The sequence below is a fragment of the Haloechinothrix salitolerans genome (assembly GCF_042662605.1).
Classification (GTDB): domain Bacteria; phylum Actinomycetota; class Actinomycetes; order Mycobacteriales; family Pseudonocardiaceae; genus Haloechinothrix_A; species Haloechinothrix_A salitolerans.
The window spans coordinates 4706080-4722435 of record NZ_JBHSXX010000001.1 but is presented as its reverse complement, the minus strand read 5'-3'; the positions used below and the strand labels follow the sequence as shown (position 1 = coordinate 4722435).

The following is a 16356-nucleotide window of genomic DNA, read 5'->3' as shown; positions in this document are numbered from 1 at the left end:
TTCACTCCTGGGTGTTGATGAACACGTTCTTGGTCTCGGTGAACGCGTCCAGCGCGTCCGGGCCGAGTTCCCGGCCGAGGCCGGACTGCTTGAAGCCGCCGAACGGCGTCGAGTACCGCACGGCGGAATGCGAGTTGACGGACAGGTTGCCGCTCTCGACCCCGCGCGCCACCCGCAGCGCCCTGCCGACGTCGCGGGTCCAGATCGAGCCCGCGAGGCCGTAGTCGGTGTTGTTGGCGATGCGGACGGCGTCGGCATCGTCATCGAACGGCATCACCGCGACGACCGGCCCGAAAATCTCCTCCCGCCACGCGCGTGAGCCAGGATCGACCGGCGCGAGCACCGTCGGCGGGAACCAGAAGCCCGCCCCGTCCGGGCAGCTGCCCCGAATCGCGACCGGCGCGTCGTCGGGGACGAAGGACGCCACCGTCTCCCGCTGCGCGGCCGAGATCAGCGGCCCCATCTCGGTGCCCTCGTCGCCGGGGTCGCCAACCTTCACCCCGGTGACCGCGGGCTCAAGGAGCGCCATGAACTTCTCGAAGACGTCGCGCTGCACCAGGATGCGCGACCGGGCGCAGCAGTCCTGGCCCGCGTTGTCGAACACGCCGTACGGCGCGGTCGCCGCCGCGCGCTCCAGGTCGGCATCCGCGAACACGATGTTGGCGCTCTTGCCGCCCAGCTCCAGCGTCACTCGCTTCACCTGCTCGGCGCAGCCCGCCATGATCCGCTTGCCCACGCTGGTTGAGCCGGTGAACACCACCTTGCGCACGTCGGGATGGGTGACAAACCGTTCGCCGACCACCGCGCCCTTGCCGGGGATCACCTGGAAGACGTCCTCAGGGATGCCCGCGTCCAGCGCCAGCTCCGCCAGCCGCAGCGCGGTCAGCGGGGTGAGCTCGGCGGGTTTGAGCACCACGGCGTTGCCCGCCGCGAGGGCGGGCGCGAAGCCCCACGCCGCGATCGGCATCGGGAAGTTCCACGGCACGATGATCCCGACGACGCCGAGTGGCTCGGCGAACGTGACGTCGACGCCGCCCTCGACCGGGATCTGCCTGCCGAACTGCCGCTCAGGTGCGGCCGCGTAGTAGTGCAGGACGTCCCGGACGTTGCCTGCCTCGCCGCGCGCGTTGCCGATGGTGTGCCCCGAGTTGCGCACTTCCAGCGTGGCCAGGTGCTCCAGGTCGGCGTCGACGGCGTCGGCGAACCGGCGCAGCAGCCGTGCCCGCTCGGCGGGTGCGACGGTGCGCCACCGCCGCTGCGCCCGCACGGCGCGCGCGATGGCCGCGTCGGTCTCCTCGACGTCTGCCAGCGGCACGGTCCGCACCAGCTGCTCGGTCGCGGGGTTGATCACGTCGAACGTCGTCACTGGCTCTCTTCCTTGTCGTGGCTTGCGGCTGAGCTGGCGGTCACGAGTGCCTGGAAGAGACGGAGGTCGTCGGCGTCCTGCTCGGGGTGCCATTGCACGCCGAGCACGAAGCGGTGCCCCGGCAGCTCGACGGCCTCGACGGTGCCGTCGGTCGCCCAGCCGGTCGCCGTCAGCGCCGGGGCGATCCGGTCGAGTGCCTGATGGTGGTAGCACGGCACCTTGACGTCGTCGCCGAGGATCGTGGCGGCGAGGCTCCCTGCCGCCAGCCGCACCCGGGTGGCGCCGAACACCGCTGGCCCCGGCCGGTGCGCCTCGTGCTCAACCACGTCGGGAAGGTGCTGGTGCAGCGTTCCGCCGAGCGCGACATTGAGCAGTTGCGCGCCGCGGCACACGCCGAGCACCGGCAGATCCCGTGGCAGCGCGTGGCGCACCAGCTCCGCTTCCCACTCGTCGCGACCGGGGCGGGTGGCGGTGGTCGCCGGATGCGACTGGTGGCCGTAACGGGCAGGGTCGATGTCGGCGCCGCCGGACACCACCAGCCCGTCGAGCGCCGCGACGACTTCCTCGGCGCCGTGCTCGATCGGTGGCAGCAGCACCGGCACGCCGCCCGCGCGGCTGACGGACTCGACGTAGTTGTAGGGCAACAGCGCGAAGTCGGTGTCCCAGACGCCGGTCTGTGCCCGCTCGGCGTAGGTGGTGAGCCCGATCAGCGGACGCGTTGTGCTAGAGCCGTTCGAAGCCACGGAACCTCTCCCAGTCGGTCACGGTGGCGTCGTAGGCGGCCAGCTCCACCCTCGCGGCGTTGGCGTAGTGGTCGACGACGTCCTCACCGAAAGCGGCGCGGGCCAGCTTGCTCTCCGAGAACAGCTGAGCGGCGTCGCGCAGGTTCGCGGGCACCTGCGGTAGGTCGGCGGCGTAGGCGTTGCCGCTGAACTCGGGTTCGAGCTCCAGCTCCTGTTCGATGCCGTGCAGTCCGGCCGCGACCAGCGCCGCGACCGCGAGGTACGGGTTGACGTCACCGCCTGGCACCCGGTTCTCCACCCGCAGCGACGGCCCGTGCCCGACCACCCGCAGCGCGCACGTGCGGTTGTCGATCCCCCACGCCACGGTGGTCGGCGCGAAACTGCCCGGCTGGTAGCGCTTGTAGGAGTTGACGTTGGGCGCGAACAGGTAAGTGAGCTCAGCGAGGCAGGCCTGCTGCCCTGCGAGGAAGTGCGCCATCAGCGGGGAGAACCCGTACGGCCCGTCTCCAGCGAGAACGGGGTCGCCGTCGTCGGAACGCAGCGAGATGTGGATGTGGCAGGAGTTGCCCTCGCGCTCGTCGAACTTCGCCATGAAGGTCAGGCTCATGCCCTCCTGCGCGGCGATCTCCTTCGCGCCGGTCTTGTAGATGCTGTGGTTGTCGCACGTCGTGAGCGCCTCGTCGTAGCGGAACGCGATCTCGTGCTGGCCGAGGTTGCATTCGCCCTTGGCCGACTCGACGTACATCCCGGCGCCAGTCATGCCGTTGCGGATGCGCCGCAGCAGCTTCTCGACCCTGCCGGTGCCGAGCATCGAGTAGTCCACGTTGTACTGGTTGGCGGGCTCGAGGTCGCGGTAGCCGCTGCGCCAGGCGCTCTCGTAGCTGTCGTTGAAGACGATGAACTCCAGCTCGGTGCCGACGTAGGCGTGCAGTCCCCGCTCGGCGAGCCGGTCGAGTTGCTTGCGCAGCACCTGTCGGGGCGACGCGGTGACGGGGTCGCCGCCTTCCCACCGCACGTCGCACAGCACGAGCGCGGTCGCGTCGGCCCAGGGCACCCTGCGCAGCGTCGCGAGGTCGGGCCGGAGCACGAAGTCGCCGTAGCCGCGCTCCCACGACGACATCGCATACCCATCGACGGTGTTCATGTCGACGTCGACCGCGAGCAGGTAGCTGCACGCCTCCGAGGCGTGCGGCAGCACCTCGTCGAGGAAGTAGCGGGCGGCGCACCGCTTGCCCTGCAACCGCCCCTGCATGTCGGTCGCCGCGACGAGCACGGTGTCGATCTCGCCTGCGTCCACCAGCGCACGGAGCTCGTCGACGGTGAGTAGTCCTTGCTGTGCGGACACGATCGCCGCTCCTTCCTGCCCGCGTGCGCCCCGCGGCCGCCTCGAACTAACTCGAACTAAAGGTATAAGAACAGTCCTTTGAGCATGCAACCACCATCCGAGCTCGGGGTCAATGGTGAGCGCGAAATGCGCCATGAGCGTCACGGAGGGCGTCGCGGGGACGACCTTGACACCTTCGAGTGATTCATGCCACGCTCACCTGCCATCTGACAATGGACCGACCCTAGACCATTGAAATCCGGCGATCGGCTCGTCGCCGATCGACTGCCACGACGCAGGAAAGGGACCGCGATGGCCGGTACGGAGCAGCATCGACAGGCGGACGTCACCCATGTGCACGGCCACGGCGTCGACGTGGACTACGAACGCAAGGGCCAGGACTACTTCGACCAGCGCTCGCTGAAACGTGGTGCGGCCGGATGGGTATTGCTCGCCGGGCTCGGCGTGTCCTACGTGATCTCGGGCGACTTCGCTGGCTGGAACTTCGGGCTCGCCCAGGGCGGCTGGGGCGGCCTGCTGATCGCCACCGTCCTGATGGCGACGATGTACACCTGCATGGTCTACGGCCTCGCGGAGATGAGCGCGGCCATGCCGGTCGCGGGTGCGGGCTACGGGTTCGCCAGGCGGGCGCTCGGGCCGCTCGGCGGCTTCGCGACCGGCACCGCGATCCTCATCGAGTACGCGATCGCGCCCGCCGCGATCGCGGTGTTCATCGGCGGCTACGTCGAAGCGCTCGGGCTGTTCGGCTTGACAAGCGGCTGGCCGGTCTTCCTCGTCACGTACGCGATCTTTGTCGGCATCCACCTGTGGGGCGTAGGCGAGGCACTCCGGCTGATGTTCGTGATCACCGGGTTCGCGCTGGTCGCGTTGGTCGTGTTCGTGGTCGGCATGATCGGCAAGTTCGACGTGGACAACCTGTTCGACGTCCCGATGACCAACGCGTTCGGCGCCAGCTCGTTCCTGCCGTTCGGCGTCGTTGGCGTGTGGGGCGCGCTGGTGTTCGCGATCTGGTTCTTCCTCGCCATCGAGGGCGTCCCGCTCGCCGCGGAGGAGGCGCGTGACCCCAAGCGCGACATGCCGAGGGGAATCATCGTCGGCATGGCGATCCTGCTGGTCACCGCCGCCCTGATCCTGGTGACCGCGCCGGGCGGAGCGGGGGCACGGGCGCTGATGGACTCCGACAATCCGCTGCCGGACGCGCTGCGGCAGGCCTACGGCGGCAACACCTTCCTGGCGGACTTCGTCAACTACATCGGGCTCGCCGGGCTGATCGCCAGCTTCTTTTCGATCATCTACGCCTACTCTCGGCAGCTGTTCGCGCTGTCGCGGGCCGGGTACCTGCCGCGCTGGCTGTCGGTCACCGGCAGCAGGCGCACGCCGTACCTCGCGCTGATCATCCCCGGCACGATCGGCTTCGCGCTGGCGTCCATCACGCAGGCGGGCGACCTGATGATCCAGATCGCGGTGTTCGGCGCGGCGGTGTCGTACGTGCTGATGATGGTCTCGCACATCGTGCTGCGGCGGCGCGAACCGGACATGGAGCGCCCGTACCGCACCCCAGGTGGCGTCGCGACCACGGGTGTCGCGCTGGTCCTCGCGGTGACGGCGCTGATCGCGGTGTTCCTGGTCGACCTGCTCGCCGCGGCCATCGTGGCCGGGATCTTCCTCGCCGCGATCGCGTATTTCTGGTTCCACAGCAGGCATCACCTGGTGGCCAACGCACCGGAGGAGGAGTTCGAGGCCATCGCGCGCGCCGAGGCCGAACTGGACCACTGACCGGGGTCCGAGGTGGGGCTGGCGGACATGCCGAGTGTCTGCCAGCCCCACCTCGTCGTGTCACCACAGAGCGGTCTCGCGCGGGTAAGGTTTTGACGACGTAGCGCTGTGCTCGCATCTCCGGCACGCTCCCACTATGTGGCCGGGGACTCGGCAAAACAGGGCGAACCGAGTAATGTCTCAGAACCGATTCAGTAACCTGCCGAGGAAGGATCGGGCATGTTCCGCAAGGTGCTCGTCGCTAACCGGGGCGAGATCGCTATCCGCGCGTTCCGGGCCGCCTACGAACTGGGGGCCGGGACCGTCGCGGTGTTCCCGCACGAAGACCGCAACTCGTTGCACCGGTTGAAGGCGGACCAGTCGCTTGAGATCGGGGAGCGGGGACACCCCGTCCGGGCTTACCTCTCCGTTGACGAGATCGTGCGCGCCGCTCAGGAGGCTGGTGCCGACGCGGTCTACCCCGGCTACGGGTTCCTGTCCGAGAACCCGGACCTGGCCAGGGCCTGCGAGCAGGCGGGCATCACCTTCGTCGGACCGAGCGCGGACATCCTGGAGCTGACCGGCAACAAGGCTCGCGCGGTGGCCGCCGCCCGCGAGGCGGGCATCCCGGTGCTGGGCTCAAGCAGGCCGTCTACCGACGTCGATGAGCTGGTCGTCGCTGCCGAGGAGATCGGGTTCCCGGTCTTCGTCAAGGCCGTCGCCGGTGGTGGCGGACGCGGCATGCGGCGGGTGACTGACCCGGCGAAGTTGCGGGAGGCGATCGAGGCGGCGTCCCGTGAGGCCGAGTCCGCGTTCGGTGACGCCACGGTGTTCGTGGAGAAGGCCGTGGTCAACCCGCGTCATATCGAGGTGCAGATCCTCGCCGACGGGCTGGGCAACGTCATCCACCTCTACGAGCGGGACTGCTCGGTGCAGCGGCGGCACCAGAAGGTGATCGAGCTGGCGCCAGCGCCGAACCTTGACCCCGAACTCCGCGAACGGATCTGTGCCGACGCGGTGGCGTTCGCCCGCCAGATCGGCTACCGCAACGCGGGCACGGTGGAGTTCCTGCTTGACGAGTCCGGTGAGTACCACTTCATCGAGATGAACCCGCGTATCCAGGTGGAGCACACCGTGACCGAGGAGGTCACCGACGTTGATCTGGTGCAGTCGCAGCTGCGCATCGGCTCCGGTGAGACGCTGGACGACCTCGGCCTGAGCCAGGACGCGATCTACGTGCGGGGTGCGGCGTTGCAGTGCCGCATCACCACCGAGGACCCGGCGAACGAGTTCCGTCCCGACGTCGGGATGATCTCCGGCTACCGCTCGCCGGGCGGCTCCGGCATCCGGCTGGATGGCGGCACCGCGTTCGCGGGCACCGAGATCTCAGCGCATTTCGACTCCATGCTGGTGAAGCTGACCTGCCGGGGTCGCGACCTGACCACGGCCGTGCGCAAGGCACGCCGTGCGGTGGCCGAGTTCCGCATCAGGGGCGTGGCGACCAACATCCCGTTCCTCCAAGCCGTGCTGGACGACCCCGACTTCCGCGCTGGGCGGGTGACGACGTCGTTCATCGAGGAACGGCCGCAGCTGTTGACCGCGCGCCATTCCGCCGACCGGGGCACCAAGCTGCTGACCTACCTGGCCGATGTCACGGTGAACAAGCCGAACGGTCCCCGGCCACACCTGATCGAGCCCTCGGCGAAGCTGCCCGACATCAGTGGTCTCGAACCTTCGTCTGGGTCCAAGCAGAAGCTGACCGAGCTGGGGCCGGAGGGCTTCGCGCGGTGGCTGCGGTCCTCGCCGACGCTCGGCGTCACCGACACGACGTTCCGGGACGCCCACCAGTCATTGCTGGCGACCCGGGTGCGCACCAAGGACATGCTGGCGGTGGCGCCAGTGGTCGCCGCGACCTGCCCGGAGCTGTTGTCGCTTGAGTGCTGGGGTGGGGCGACCTACGACGTCGCGCTGCGGTTCCTCGCCGAGGACCCGTGGGACCGGCTGGCCGCGTTGCGGGAAGCGGTGCCGAACATTTGCCTGCAGATGCTGCTGCGAGGCCGCAACACCGTCGGCTACACGCCGTACCCGACCGAGGTGACGCACGCCTTCGTCGAGGAGGCTGCCGCGACGGGCATCGACATCTTCCGGATCTTCGACGCGCTCAACGACGTCGAGCAGATGCGGCCCGCGATCGAGGCCGTCCGGGAGACCGGCGCCTCGATCGCCGAGGTGGCGCTGTGCTACACCTCGGACCTGTCCGATCCGGCTGAGAACCTCTATACGCTGGACTACTACCTCAAGCTGGCCGAGCAGATCGTCGCGGCGGGCGCGCACGTGCTGGCGATCAAGGACATGGCGGGCCTGCTGCGTGCGCCAGCCGCGAAGAAGCTGGTCAGCGCGTTGCGGTCGGAGTTCGACCTGCCGGTGCACGTCCACACCCATGACACCGCGGGCGGGCAGCTCGCGACGTATCTCGCGGCGATCCAGGCGGGCGCGGACGCCGTCGATGGGGCTGTGGCGTCGATGTCGGGCACCACCAGCCAGCCGTCGCTGTCGGCCATCGTCGCCGCGACCGACCACTCCGACCGGCCCAGCGGCCTCGACCTGCATGCGGTCAACGAGCTGGAGCCGTACTGGGAGAGCGTCCGCAAGATCTACGCGCCGTTCGAGGCGGGCCTGGCCTCGCCGACCGGCCGGGTGTACCACCACGAGATCCCCGGTGGGCAGTTGTCCAACCTGCGCACGCAAGCGATCGCGCTCGGTCTCGGTGATCGGTTCACCGACATCGAAGCCATGTACGCGGCCGCGGACCGGATGCTTGGCCGCCTTGTCAAGGTCACGCCGTCGTCGAAGGTGGTCGGTGACCTGGCGTTGCACCTGGTCGGCGCCGGGGTGGAGCCGAAGGAGTTCGAGGAGTCCCCGAACAGTTTCGACATCCCCGACTCGGTGATCGGGTTCCTGCGCGGTGAGCTGGGCGATCCGCCCGGCGGCTGGCCGGAGCCCTTCCGGAGCAAGGCCCTCGAAGGTCGCGCCGAGGCGAAACCAGTGGTCGCCCTCTCGGCCGAGGACCGTACTGGCCTCGCCGAGGACCGCAGGAGCACGCTGAACCGCCTGCTGTTCCCCGGCCCGACCAAGGACTACGAGCAGCACCGGCAGGCCTACGGGGACACCAGCGTGCTGGCAAGCAAGGACTTCTTCTACGGGCTGCGGCCGGGGGAGGAGTACGCGGTCGACCTGGAACCAGGTGTGCGGCTGCTCATCGAGCTGGAAGCGGTCGGCGAGGCGGACGAGCGCGGTATGCGTACCGTCATGGCCAGTCTGAACGGGCAGCTGCGGCCGATCATGGTGCGTGACACGTCGGTCGCCTCCGACCTGCCCGCTGCCGAGAAAGCGGACAAATCCAACAAGGGTCACGTCGCCGCGCCGTTTGCGGGAGTTGTCACACTTGCTGTGTCCGAGGGCGATACCGTCGGTGCTGGCGATACCGTAGCGACTATCGAAGCGATGAAGATGGAAGCCGCGATCACCGCATCCACCGCGGGCACCGTGTCCCGGCTGGCGATCAACACGGTTCAACAGGTCGAAGGCGGAGACCTCCTCGTCGTACTGGACTAGCGCGCCACCATTGACGCGCCTGTGACGAGCACCGGGAGGCATGGTGAGTGAGCAACAGACGTCGCCACCCACCATGGCCGACCGGCTGCGGATGGCACGTAAGTCGGAAGATCGGGTGATGCGGGAATCGCCGTTCGGTTCCTGGCTGCTCGGTTCAGGCGATCAGGACGGCGGCAAGTTGCGCATCCGGGTGCGCTGGCTGCTCGGCGGGCTGCTCGCCATCGCCAACATCGTCGGTGCCACGGTCGCGATCTTGCTGGTGACGCTGGTGATGCCGGGGCCGCCGGTGTTCACCGACGAACTGGTGCTTGTCAACTTCGTCGCTGTTCCCGCCTATATCGTCGTCTCCTGGGCCTGCATCAACATCTGGGCGGTGATCCGGGGGCTGCGGGTGCTGCACTGGGCCACCGACGGCGGGCAGCTCGACGAGCACCAGCGCAGGGCGACGTTGCGGCTGCCAGCCGAGTTCACGATCATGCAGGCGCTGGCGTGGCTCGGCGGGCTGATCGTGTTCTCGCTGCTGTATGGGCTCGCCAATCCTGACCTGCTGTTGAAGATCGCGTTCAGCATCGTGCTCAGTGGCACGGTGACCTGCGCGAACGCCTATCTGCTCAGCGAGTTCGCGTTGCGTCCCATCGCCGCGCGGGCGCTGTCGACCGGACCACGGCTGCGGCGGCTGAGCGTCGGCGTGACGTTGCGGACTCTGCTGTTCTGGGCGATGGGCACGGCCGTGCCGGTGCTGGGCCTGATGCTTGTCGCGCTGTTGGCACTGCTGCGGGTGGAGGACGTCTCGCGGTTCGATTTCGCGGTCACCGTGCTCGTGCTTGGCGCGATCACACTGGCGGGTGGCTTCGGTGTCACGTTGCTGACCACTCGCGCGACGACCGCGCCGATCCGAACTGTCCGCGCCGCCCTGGCACGGGTCGAGCGTGGTGATTTCGACACCGAGGTCGTCGTCTTCGACGGCACCGAGCTGGGCAGGCTGCAAACCGGCTTCAACGACATGGTCGCCGGGCTGCGAGAACGCGAACGGGTGAAGGACATCTTCGGCAGGCTTGTTGGCGAAGACGTCGCGGAGGTCGCGATGTCGCAGCAGGTCGAGCTGGGTGGCGAACTGCGCGACGTCGCGGTGCTGTTCGTCGACGTCGTCGGCTCGACCGCGATCGCGGCCACCCGTCCGCCGACCGAGGTCGTCGAGCTGCTCAACCGGTTCTTCGCGGTCGTCGTCGACGAGGTGCACGCCCACGACGGGTTCGTGAACAAGTTCCAGGGCGACGCCGCGCTCGCGATCTTCGGTGCCCCCACCGAGCTGCCGGACGCCGAATGCATGGCGCTCAAGGCCGCGCGCCGTATGAACGAGCGGTTGCGCGCCGAGGTACCGGAGTTCCCGGCGGGGATTGGCGTTTCGGCTGGCCCCGCGGTCGCGGGCAACGTCGGTGCGGAGACTCGCTTCGAGTACACCGTGATCGGTGACCCGGTCAACGAGGCGGCGCGGCTGACCGAGCTTGCCAAATCCGTGCGGGGCAACGTCGCCGCGTCGATGCGGGTGCTGGAGCGAGCCTGTGACGACGATGAACGCAAGCACTGGCGGGAGTACAAGCGCGTCCCGCTGCGCGGAAGGACGGAGCACACGCGGGTAGCCGTCCTGGCGGATGGCGGCCGGCGGAGATGATCACTCCGCCAGCCAGCTCCGATCAGAAGCCAGCACGACCAGCCGTTGCGTGGCGCGGGTCAGGGCGACGTAGAGCAGCCGGGTGCCGGTTGTCGACTCCGCGATCAGCTCGCGCGGCTCGACCAGGACGACAGCGTCGTACTCCAGGCCCTTGCTGTCCAGGCTGCCGACCACCTTCAGGCGCTCGTCGGCCAGCGTCGACACCCACTTCTCGACGTGCGGCACCCGCTCCATCGCGCTGATCACGCCGACCGTGCCCTCGACCGACCGCAGCAACTCCTCGGCGGCGGCGGGCACGGCACTCTTCAGTTCAGCGACGTCGACGTCGCGCACCTCCGGTTCCGCCCCGGTCCGGCGCACCGCCTGAGGCAGCTCGCCCGGTTCGGCCGCGTCCGCGACGACGCGCGCGGCCAGGTCGAAGATTTCCGCCGAGTTGCGGTAGTTGGTGCGTAGGGTGAATCGCCTGCGAGTGGTGCGCGCCCCGAACGCCTCAGTGGCCGCCGCCTGGGCTTCCGCGGTGTCCGGCCACGAGCTTTGCACCGGATCGCCCACCACGGTCCAGCTGGCGTACTTGCCCCGCCTACCGACCATTCGCCACTGCATCGGGGACAGGTCTTGCGACTCGTCGACGACGATGTGCGAGTACTCGTCGTAGTGCTCGGGCCGGTGTCGTCCGGCGTGCTCGCCGCGCTCCGGCTCGGGGCTCTCCACGGTGCGCCGCCTGCGGCGCGGCTTGCCGACCAACACCCGCAGCTCGTCCAACAACGCGATATCCGCGACGGAGAACCCCCGGGAGCGGTCCGCGAACGACGCCGACAGCAACGCCACCTCGTCCGATGTCAACGTCGTGCGCGCGGCCCTTGCCAGCCGCCCAGGGTCACCCAGCCAGCTCAACACCTCGTCCGGGTACAGCACCGGCCACCAGACGACGAGGAACCGATGGAACTCCATCCGTTCGCCCAGTTCGGTGATCAGATCGGCGCGCCGCGCGGGGGAGATCGCCTCGCCGTCATCCCGGGCTGCCTGCTCAGCCACGTCCGCCAGTGCCTCAAGCAGCGCCTCAGCTGCGCGCACTCGAATGCGGTTCGGTTGGCCGCCGCTGGCAAGCACCCGCTTTCTTACTCGTTCGAGTGCGTCACGCTCCAGGGTGAGCACCTGGCCCTGGTAGACCATGCGCAGCCGCGTCGGCACGTCCGGCGGGGTGTCGCGAATCGCCCGCTGCAGCACCTTGCGCATCCGCAGCGAGCCCTTGATCGCGGCGACCGCGGCAGGGTCGACGTGCTCGGCGGTGAAGCCGTCCAGCACCTCGCCGAGCGCACGCAGTTCGACGTCGGTCTCGCCCATCGCGGGCAACACGCGCGAGATGTAGCTGGTGAACACCCCGGACGGTCCGATGACAAGCACCCCGGCTCCGCCGAGTTGCCGGCGGTGCCGGTACAGCAGGTACGCCGCCCGATGCAGCGCGACCGCCGTCTTGCCGGTGCCCGGTCCGCCGGTGATCTCCGTGACGCCGCGCCACGGCGCGCGGATGACGTCGTCCTGTTCCTTCTGGATCGTGGCGACGATGTCGCGCATCCGGTCGCCCTTGGCGCGACCGAGCGCGGCCATCAGCGCGCCCTCACCGACGATCACCATGTCGTCCGGTACCGCGCTCGCCATGAGCACGTCATCATCGACGTCGAGTACCTCAGCGCCGGAGCAGCGGATGACGCGTCTCCGAATGACATCCATCGGCTCTTGCGCCGTGGCCTGGTAGAACGGTGCGGACGCTGGCGCGCGCCAGTCCGTGACGACGTTGTCGAAGTCCGCGTCGCGGATGCCGAGCCTGCCGACATAGATCGGCTCCCCGCATTCGGTGTAGTCGAGGCGCCCGAAGACCAGGCCCTCGTACTCGGCGTCCAGCGTGTGCAGGGTCTGGTTCGCGTGAAAGACCATCATGTCCCGCTCGAACAGCATCGACGCCTGCTCGAAGACGGCTTCCTGCTGTGCGCCGTGACCGATCTCGTAGCCCTTGGAGCGCATCTGCTCCGCGCTCTCGCGCAACTCGCCGAGGCGTGCGTACACCCGGTCGACGTGGGCCTGCTCCAGTGCGATCTCGGCTCGCCTGACCCGAGGTTCCGACACGCGGCGCTCCTAGTGATGAGGGGAACGTCGAGAATACGCCTTCCCGCCACCCCCCCACCGCCACGCCACCTCACCCGCATACGCCAATATCGGGGCGTGACGAGGATTGTGTCGGGCTCGGCCGGTGGCAGGCGATTGCGCGTGCCACCGCGCGGCACGCGGCCGACGGCCGAGCGGGTGAGAGAGGCGCTGTTCAACGCCCTCGACGCTGCTGGGGATGTCGAGAACGCCAGGGTGCTCGACCTCTACGCGGGCTCTGGCGCGCTCGGGCTTGAGGCGCTGTCCAGGGGGGCGGCGGACGCCTACTTCGTGGAGTCCGACCGGCGAGCGCTGGCCGATCTGCGTGCGAATGTCGACGCCCTCGCCCTCGGTGGCACCGTCCGCCCCGGCGCCGTCACCACGGTTGTCGCTGAACCAGCGCCCACGACGTTCCATCTCGTGTTGTTCGACCCGCCCTACGCGGTGACCAACGATGAAATCCAACAGGCCCTGACGTCACTGGCCACCCGTGGGTGGCTTACACCGGACGCGCTGATCGTCGTCGAGCGGGAGAGAAAGACCCCCGAGGTCGACTGGCCAGCCGGATACCGGCGGCTGCGTCCCCGCACGTATGGCGGCACTAGGCTGGATCGCGCCGAGTACGTGGCCTGAGCCACTCACGCCAACGGGCCACCGGTGAGGGTGCTACGGTCCGCTGCATGCGGCGAGCGGTGTGTCCCGGATCGTACGACCCCGTCACCAACGGCCACCTCGACGTCATCGAGCGGTCGGCCGGTCTCTTCGACGAGGTCGTGGTCGCGGTGCTGATCAACAAGAGCAAGAAAGGCTTGTTCTCCATCGATGAGCGCATGGACATGCTGCGCACGGTCACCGCGCACCTGCCGAACGTCCGGATCGACTCGTGGTACGGCCTGCTTGTCGACTATTGCACCGAGAACGCCATCGCGGCGATCACGAAGGGCCTGCGCGCGGTCAGCGACTTCGACTACGAGCTGCAGATGGCGCAGATGAACAAGCGGCTTTCCGGCGTCGACACGCTGTTCATGTCGACCAACCCGGAATTCAGCTTCCTATCCAGCTCGCTGATCAAAGAGGTCGCCACCCACGGCGGTGACGTGACCGGGCTGGTGCCGGACCACGTGCGCGAGGAGTTGCTGCGCCGGATCCGCGAGAACAGCTGAGCAACACGCCCAACAATCACGCACGTGCGCCCGTTTCGTGGCGTCTCGGGGCAGACTTGGAGCAAGCAAACTCAGCAAGGCCCAAGGAGACTGCCGTGTATCGCGTGTTCGAGGCTCTCGACGAACTCGTCACGATCGTGGAAGAGGCACGCGGTGTGCCGATGACGTCCAGTTGTGTCGTGCCGCGTGGCGATGTTCTCGAACTCCTTGATGACGTCCGGGACGCGCTGCCCGGTGAGGTGGACGACGCGCAGGACGTCCTGGATAAACGCGACGAGATCCTCAACACCGCCAGGCAGCAGGCCGACGAGACGATCAACTCGGCCAACACCGACGCGGAGCAGACCCGCGCCGACGCGCGCGCGGAGGCGGAACGACTTGTCGCGGACGCTCGCGCGCAGGCGGAGGCGATCCTCGCCGACGCCGACGCGGAGGCCGACCGGGCGGTCGCTGCCGGTCGCGCGGAGTACGACCAGCTGACCGAGCGGGCGCGGGGCGAGTCGGAACGCATGATCGAGGCGGGCAGGGACGCCTACGATCGCTCGGTGCAGGAAGGTCTCGCTGAGCAGGCACGGCTGGTGGCCGACACCGAGGTGGTGCGCGCGTCCCACAACGAGGCGGCCCGCATCGTCGATGACGCCAACGCCGAGGCCGACCGGCAGCGCGCCGACTGCGACGCGTATGTCGACGAGAAGCTCGCGGAGTTCTCGGACCTGCTCTCGCAGACGCTGCGCACCGTCGACCAGGGGCGTCACCACTTGCGCGGCGCCGTTGGCAACGCGAGCGGTTACTCCCGCAACGGCTACGACTACTGAGGTCTCTCGGCCGGTGCCACCGACGTGACCGGTAGGCTTGAGGTGATGTCAGACATGCACCGCGCCGAGCGATCGGCCGCACTCGATCCGCGCGATCCGTGGGTCATCGACACCAAGGACCTTGGCAGGCGCGCGGGCAGCAGCCGCACCGTGCGGCGTCAGCTTCCGGTGCCAGAGCCGCTCGGCGTCTCGGGCGTCATCGAGGTGCCAGCAGGGGCGGAGTTCACGCTCGACGCCCTGCTGGAGGCCGTTGTTGAGGGTGTGCTGGTCTCTGGCGAGGCCACCGCCCCGATCGAGGGCGCCTGCTCGCGTTGCCTCGACCCCATCGCCGAGGAGGTCTCGGTGCGGTTCACCGAGCTGTTCGCCTACCCGGACTCCGCCACCGAGGAGACCACCGAGGAAGACGAGGTCAGCCGCCTCGTTGATGATCTGGTCGATCTGGAGCCCATGGTGCGCGACGCGGCGGTCCTCGCGCTGCCGCAGGTGCCGTTGTGCGCGCCAGACTGCCAGGGACTGTGCGCCGACTGCGGGATCAAGTGGGCCGATCTCGAACCGAGACACGGCCATGAGAAGATAGACCCTCGGTGGGCAGCGCTTGTCGAACGCTTTGGCGAGCCCGGCTCGGATACGCCGCCCGCCGAAGGCGACAGGCAGTGACCGTGCCGCGGTGAGGGCAGTGTCGTCGCCATGGACTTCGCGGGCGCGATGTCCGCACCAACACAGACCGAAACATGCTCGCCGTGCGAGCTGACCAGAATGAGGAGAGGTAGTCGTGGCTGTCCCGAAGCGGAAGATGTCGCGCTCCAACACGCGGTCCCGCCGCTCGCAGTGGAAGGCGAGCGCCGTGCACCTCGTGCCTTGCGCCAACCGCGCGTGCAAGGAGCTCAAGCCGCAGCATGTCGCCTGCCCGAACTGCGGTCAGTACTCCGGTCGTCAGGTCGTCGAGCCTGCTTGATCGGCTGAGGCGAGATGGCGTCGAACACGGTGAGCGGTCCCGCGTCCGACACCACGCCGCTCTTGCGGGCGCTGGGTGTCGAACTGCGGGATGAGCTGCTCACCCTCGCGTTGACCCACCGCTCCTACGCGTACGAGAACGGTGGGTTGCCGCCGAACGAGCGCTTGGAGTTCCTTGGGGACGCCGTGCTCGGTCTCGTGATCACTGACCACCTCTACAACGAGCACCCTGACCTGCCGGAGGGGCAGCTCGCCAAGCTGCGTGCCAGCGTGGTGAACATGCACGCGCTCGCCGGCGTCGCCAGAGGGCTCGGTGACGGCGGGCTCGGCGCGCATCTCCTGCTCGGCAAGGGCGAGGAGATGACCGGCGGCAGGGACAAGGCCAGCATCCTGGCCGACGGCCTTGAGGCGATGATCGGGGCGGTCTACCTGGAACACGGCATCGACGTCGCCAGGGAACTCGTGCACCGCTTGTTCGGTGACCTGCTGGCCGAGGCGCCGCTGCGGGGTGCTGGACTCGACTGGAAGACCAGCCTGCAGGAGCTGACGGCGTCCGCCTCGCTCGGCGTGCCGGAGTACAAGGTGGTCGACACCGGACCGGACCACCAGAAGGAGTTCACCGCGACCGTCATCGTGAACGATGACGAGCGGGGCAGCGGCAGTGGTTCCACGAAGAAGGAAGCCGAGCAAAACGCCGCCGAGATGGCGTGGCGGGCGCTGTCGGCGGAGTTGAGTTCCACCGCGGGCGCGGCGTCCTCCTCGGCCGACGACGCCGCGAGCTGACGG

At 68.7% G+C, this 16356-nt stretch carries 13 protein-coding genes; 9 read left to right on the top strand and 4 right to left on the bottom strand.

Going from position 1 to position 16356, the window contains the following annotated elements; translation table 11 throughout:
* Position 1 precedes the first annotated feature (1 nt).
* The 3 genes from ACFQGD_RS22380 to ACFQGD_RS22370 are packed head-to-tail and all read right to left on the bottom strand — an operon-like array spanning position 2 to position 3454.
* The gene (locus tag ACFQGD_RS22380; RefSeq protein WP_345403946.1) at positions 2-1366 is read right to left on the bottom strand and encodes an aldehyde dehydrogenase family protein; all 1365 of its coding nucleotides are present in this window, start codon (positions 1364-1366) and stop codon (positions 2-4) included.
* Positions 1363-2109 (bottom strand): gamma-glutamyl-gamma-aminobutyrate hydrolase family protein, encoded by a 747-nt coding sequence (locus ACFQGD_RS22375; RefSeq protein WP_345403942.1) that lies wholly within the window; start codon positions 2107-2109, stop codon positions 1363-1365. Before ACFQGD_RS22375 ends, ACFQGD_RS22380 begins: the two co-directional genes overlap by 4 nt.
* Positions 2090-3454: a glutamine synthetase family protein gene (locus ACFQGD_RS22370; RefSeq protein WP_345403939.1), complete on the bottom strand. Its 1365-nt coding sequence runs from the start codon at positions 3452-3454 to the stop codon at positions 2090-2092. Before ACFQGD_RS22370 ends, ACFQGD_RS22375 begins: the two co-directional genes overlap by 20 nt.
* Positions 3455-3745: 291 nt before the next feature.
* Here ACFQGD_RS22370 and eat point away from each other — a divergent pair, with 291 nt between their 5' ends.
* From eat to ACFQGD_RS22355, 3 genes are all read left to right on the top strand, one after another.
* On the top strand, positions 3746-5230 hold the full coding sequence (eat, locus tag ACFQGD_RS22365) for an ethanolamine permease (RefSeq protein ID WP_345403936.1): 1485 nt from the start codon (positions 3746-3748) through the stop codon (positions 5228-5230).
* Positions 5231-5449: 219 nt separating this feature from the next.
* The gene (locus ACFQGD_RS22360) at positions 5450-8824 is read left to right on the top strand and encodes a pyruvate carboxylase (protein WP_345403933.1); all 3375 of its coding nucleotides are present in this window, start codon (positions 5450-5452) and stop codon (positions 8822-8824) included.
* A 43-nt stretch (positions 8825-8867) separates the two neighbouring features.
* Positions 8868-10496, top strand: coding sequence for an adenylate/guanylate cyclase domain-containing protein (locus ACFQGD_RS22355; RefSeq protein WP_345403930.1), 1629 nt, complete (start codon positions 8868-8870; stop codon positions 10494-10496).
* On the opposite strand, the gene ACFQGD_RS22350 is transcribed toward ACFQGD_RS22355, so the two are convergent.
* Positions 10497-12620 carry a HelD family protein gene (locus tag ACFQGD_RS22350; protein WP_345403927.1) on the bottom strand — a complete coding sequence of 708 codons (2124 nt, stop codon included), beginning with the start codon at positions 12618-12620 and terminating at the stop codon, positions 10497-10499.
* Between the two features lie 96 nt (positions 12621-12716).
* Here ACFQGD_RS22350 and rsmD point away from each other — a divergent pair, with 96 nt between their 5' ends.
* From rsmD to rnc, 6 genes are all read left to right on the top strand, one after another.
* Positions 12717-13271, top strand: coding sequence for a 16S rRNA (guanine(966)-N(2))-methyltransferase RsmD (rsmD, locus tag ACFQGD_RS22345; RefSeq protein WP_345403924.1), 555 nt, complete (start codon positions 12717-12719; stop codon positions 13269-13271).
* A gap of 47 nt (positions 13272-13318) precedes the next feature.
* A complete protein-coding gene (gene coaD, locus ACFQGD_RS22340; protein ID WP_345403921.1) occupies positions 13319-13801 on the top strand; it encodes a pantetheine-phosphate adenylyltransferase in 483 nt (160 codons plus the stop codon).
* A 95-nt stretch (positions 13802-13896) separates the two neighbouring features.
* Positions 13897-14616, top strand: coding sequence for a DivIVA domain-containing protein (locus ACFQGD_RS22335; protein ID WP_345403918.1), 720 nt, complete (start codon positions 13897-13899; stop codon positions 14614-14616).
* Between the two features lie 45 nt (positions 14617-14661).
* A complete protein-coding gene (locus ACFQGD_RS22330; RefSeq protein WP_345403914.1) occupies positions 14662-15273 on the top strand; it encodes a YceD family protein in 612 nt (203 codons plus the stop codon).
* 115 nt (positions 15274-15388) lie between these two features.
* Complete coding sequence (gene rpmF, locus ACFQGD_RS22325) at positions 15389-15571, top strand: 50S ribosomal protein L32 (protein WP_034273479.1); 183 nt, start codon at positions 15389-15391, stop codon at positions 15569-15571.
* Between the two features lie 14 nt (positions 15572-15585).
* Positions 15586-16353, top strand: a complete 768-nt coding sequence (gene rnc / locus ACFQGD_RS22320; RefSeq protein WP_345403909.1) for a ribonuclease III — start codon at positions 15586-15588, stop codon at positions 16351-16353.
* Positions 16354-16356: the final 3 nt, after the last annotated feature.

Excerpts from the sequence above, each read along its gene's own strand:
- eat (WP_345403936.1), top strand. The coding sequence starts at position 3,746 with ATGGCCGGTACGGAGCAGCATCGACAGGCGGACGTCACCCATGTGCAC.
- ACFQGD_RS22360 (WP_345403933.1), top strand. The coding sequence starts at position 5,450 with ATGTTCCGCAAGGTGCTCGTCGCTAACCGGGGCGAGATCGCTATCCGC.
- coaD (WP_345403921.1), top strand. The coding sequence starts at position 13,319 with ATGCGGCGAGCGGTGTGTCCCGGATCGTACGACCCCGTCACCAACGGC.
- ACFQGD_RS22330 (WP_345403914.1), top strand. The coding sequence starts at position 14,662 with ATGTCAGACATGCACCGCGCCGAGCGATCGGCCGCACTCGATCCGCGC.
- rnc (WP_345403909.1), top strand. The coding sequence starts at position 15,586 with ATGGCGTCGAACACGGTGAGCGGTCCCGCGTCCGACACCACGCCGCTC.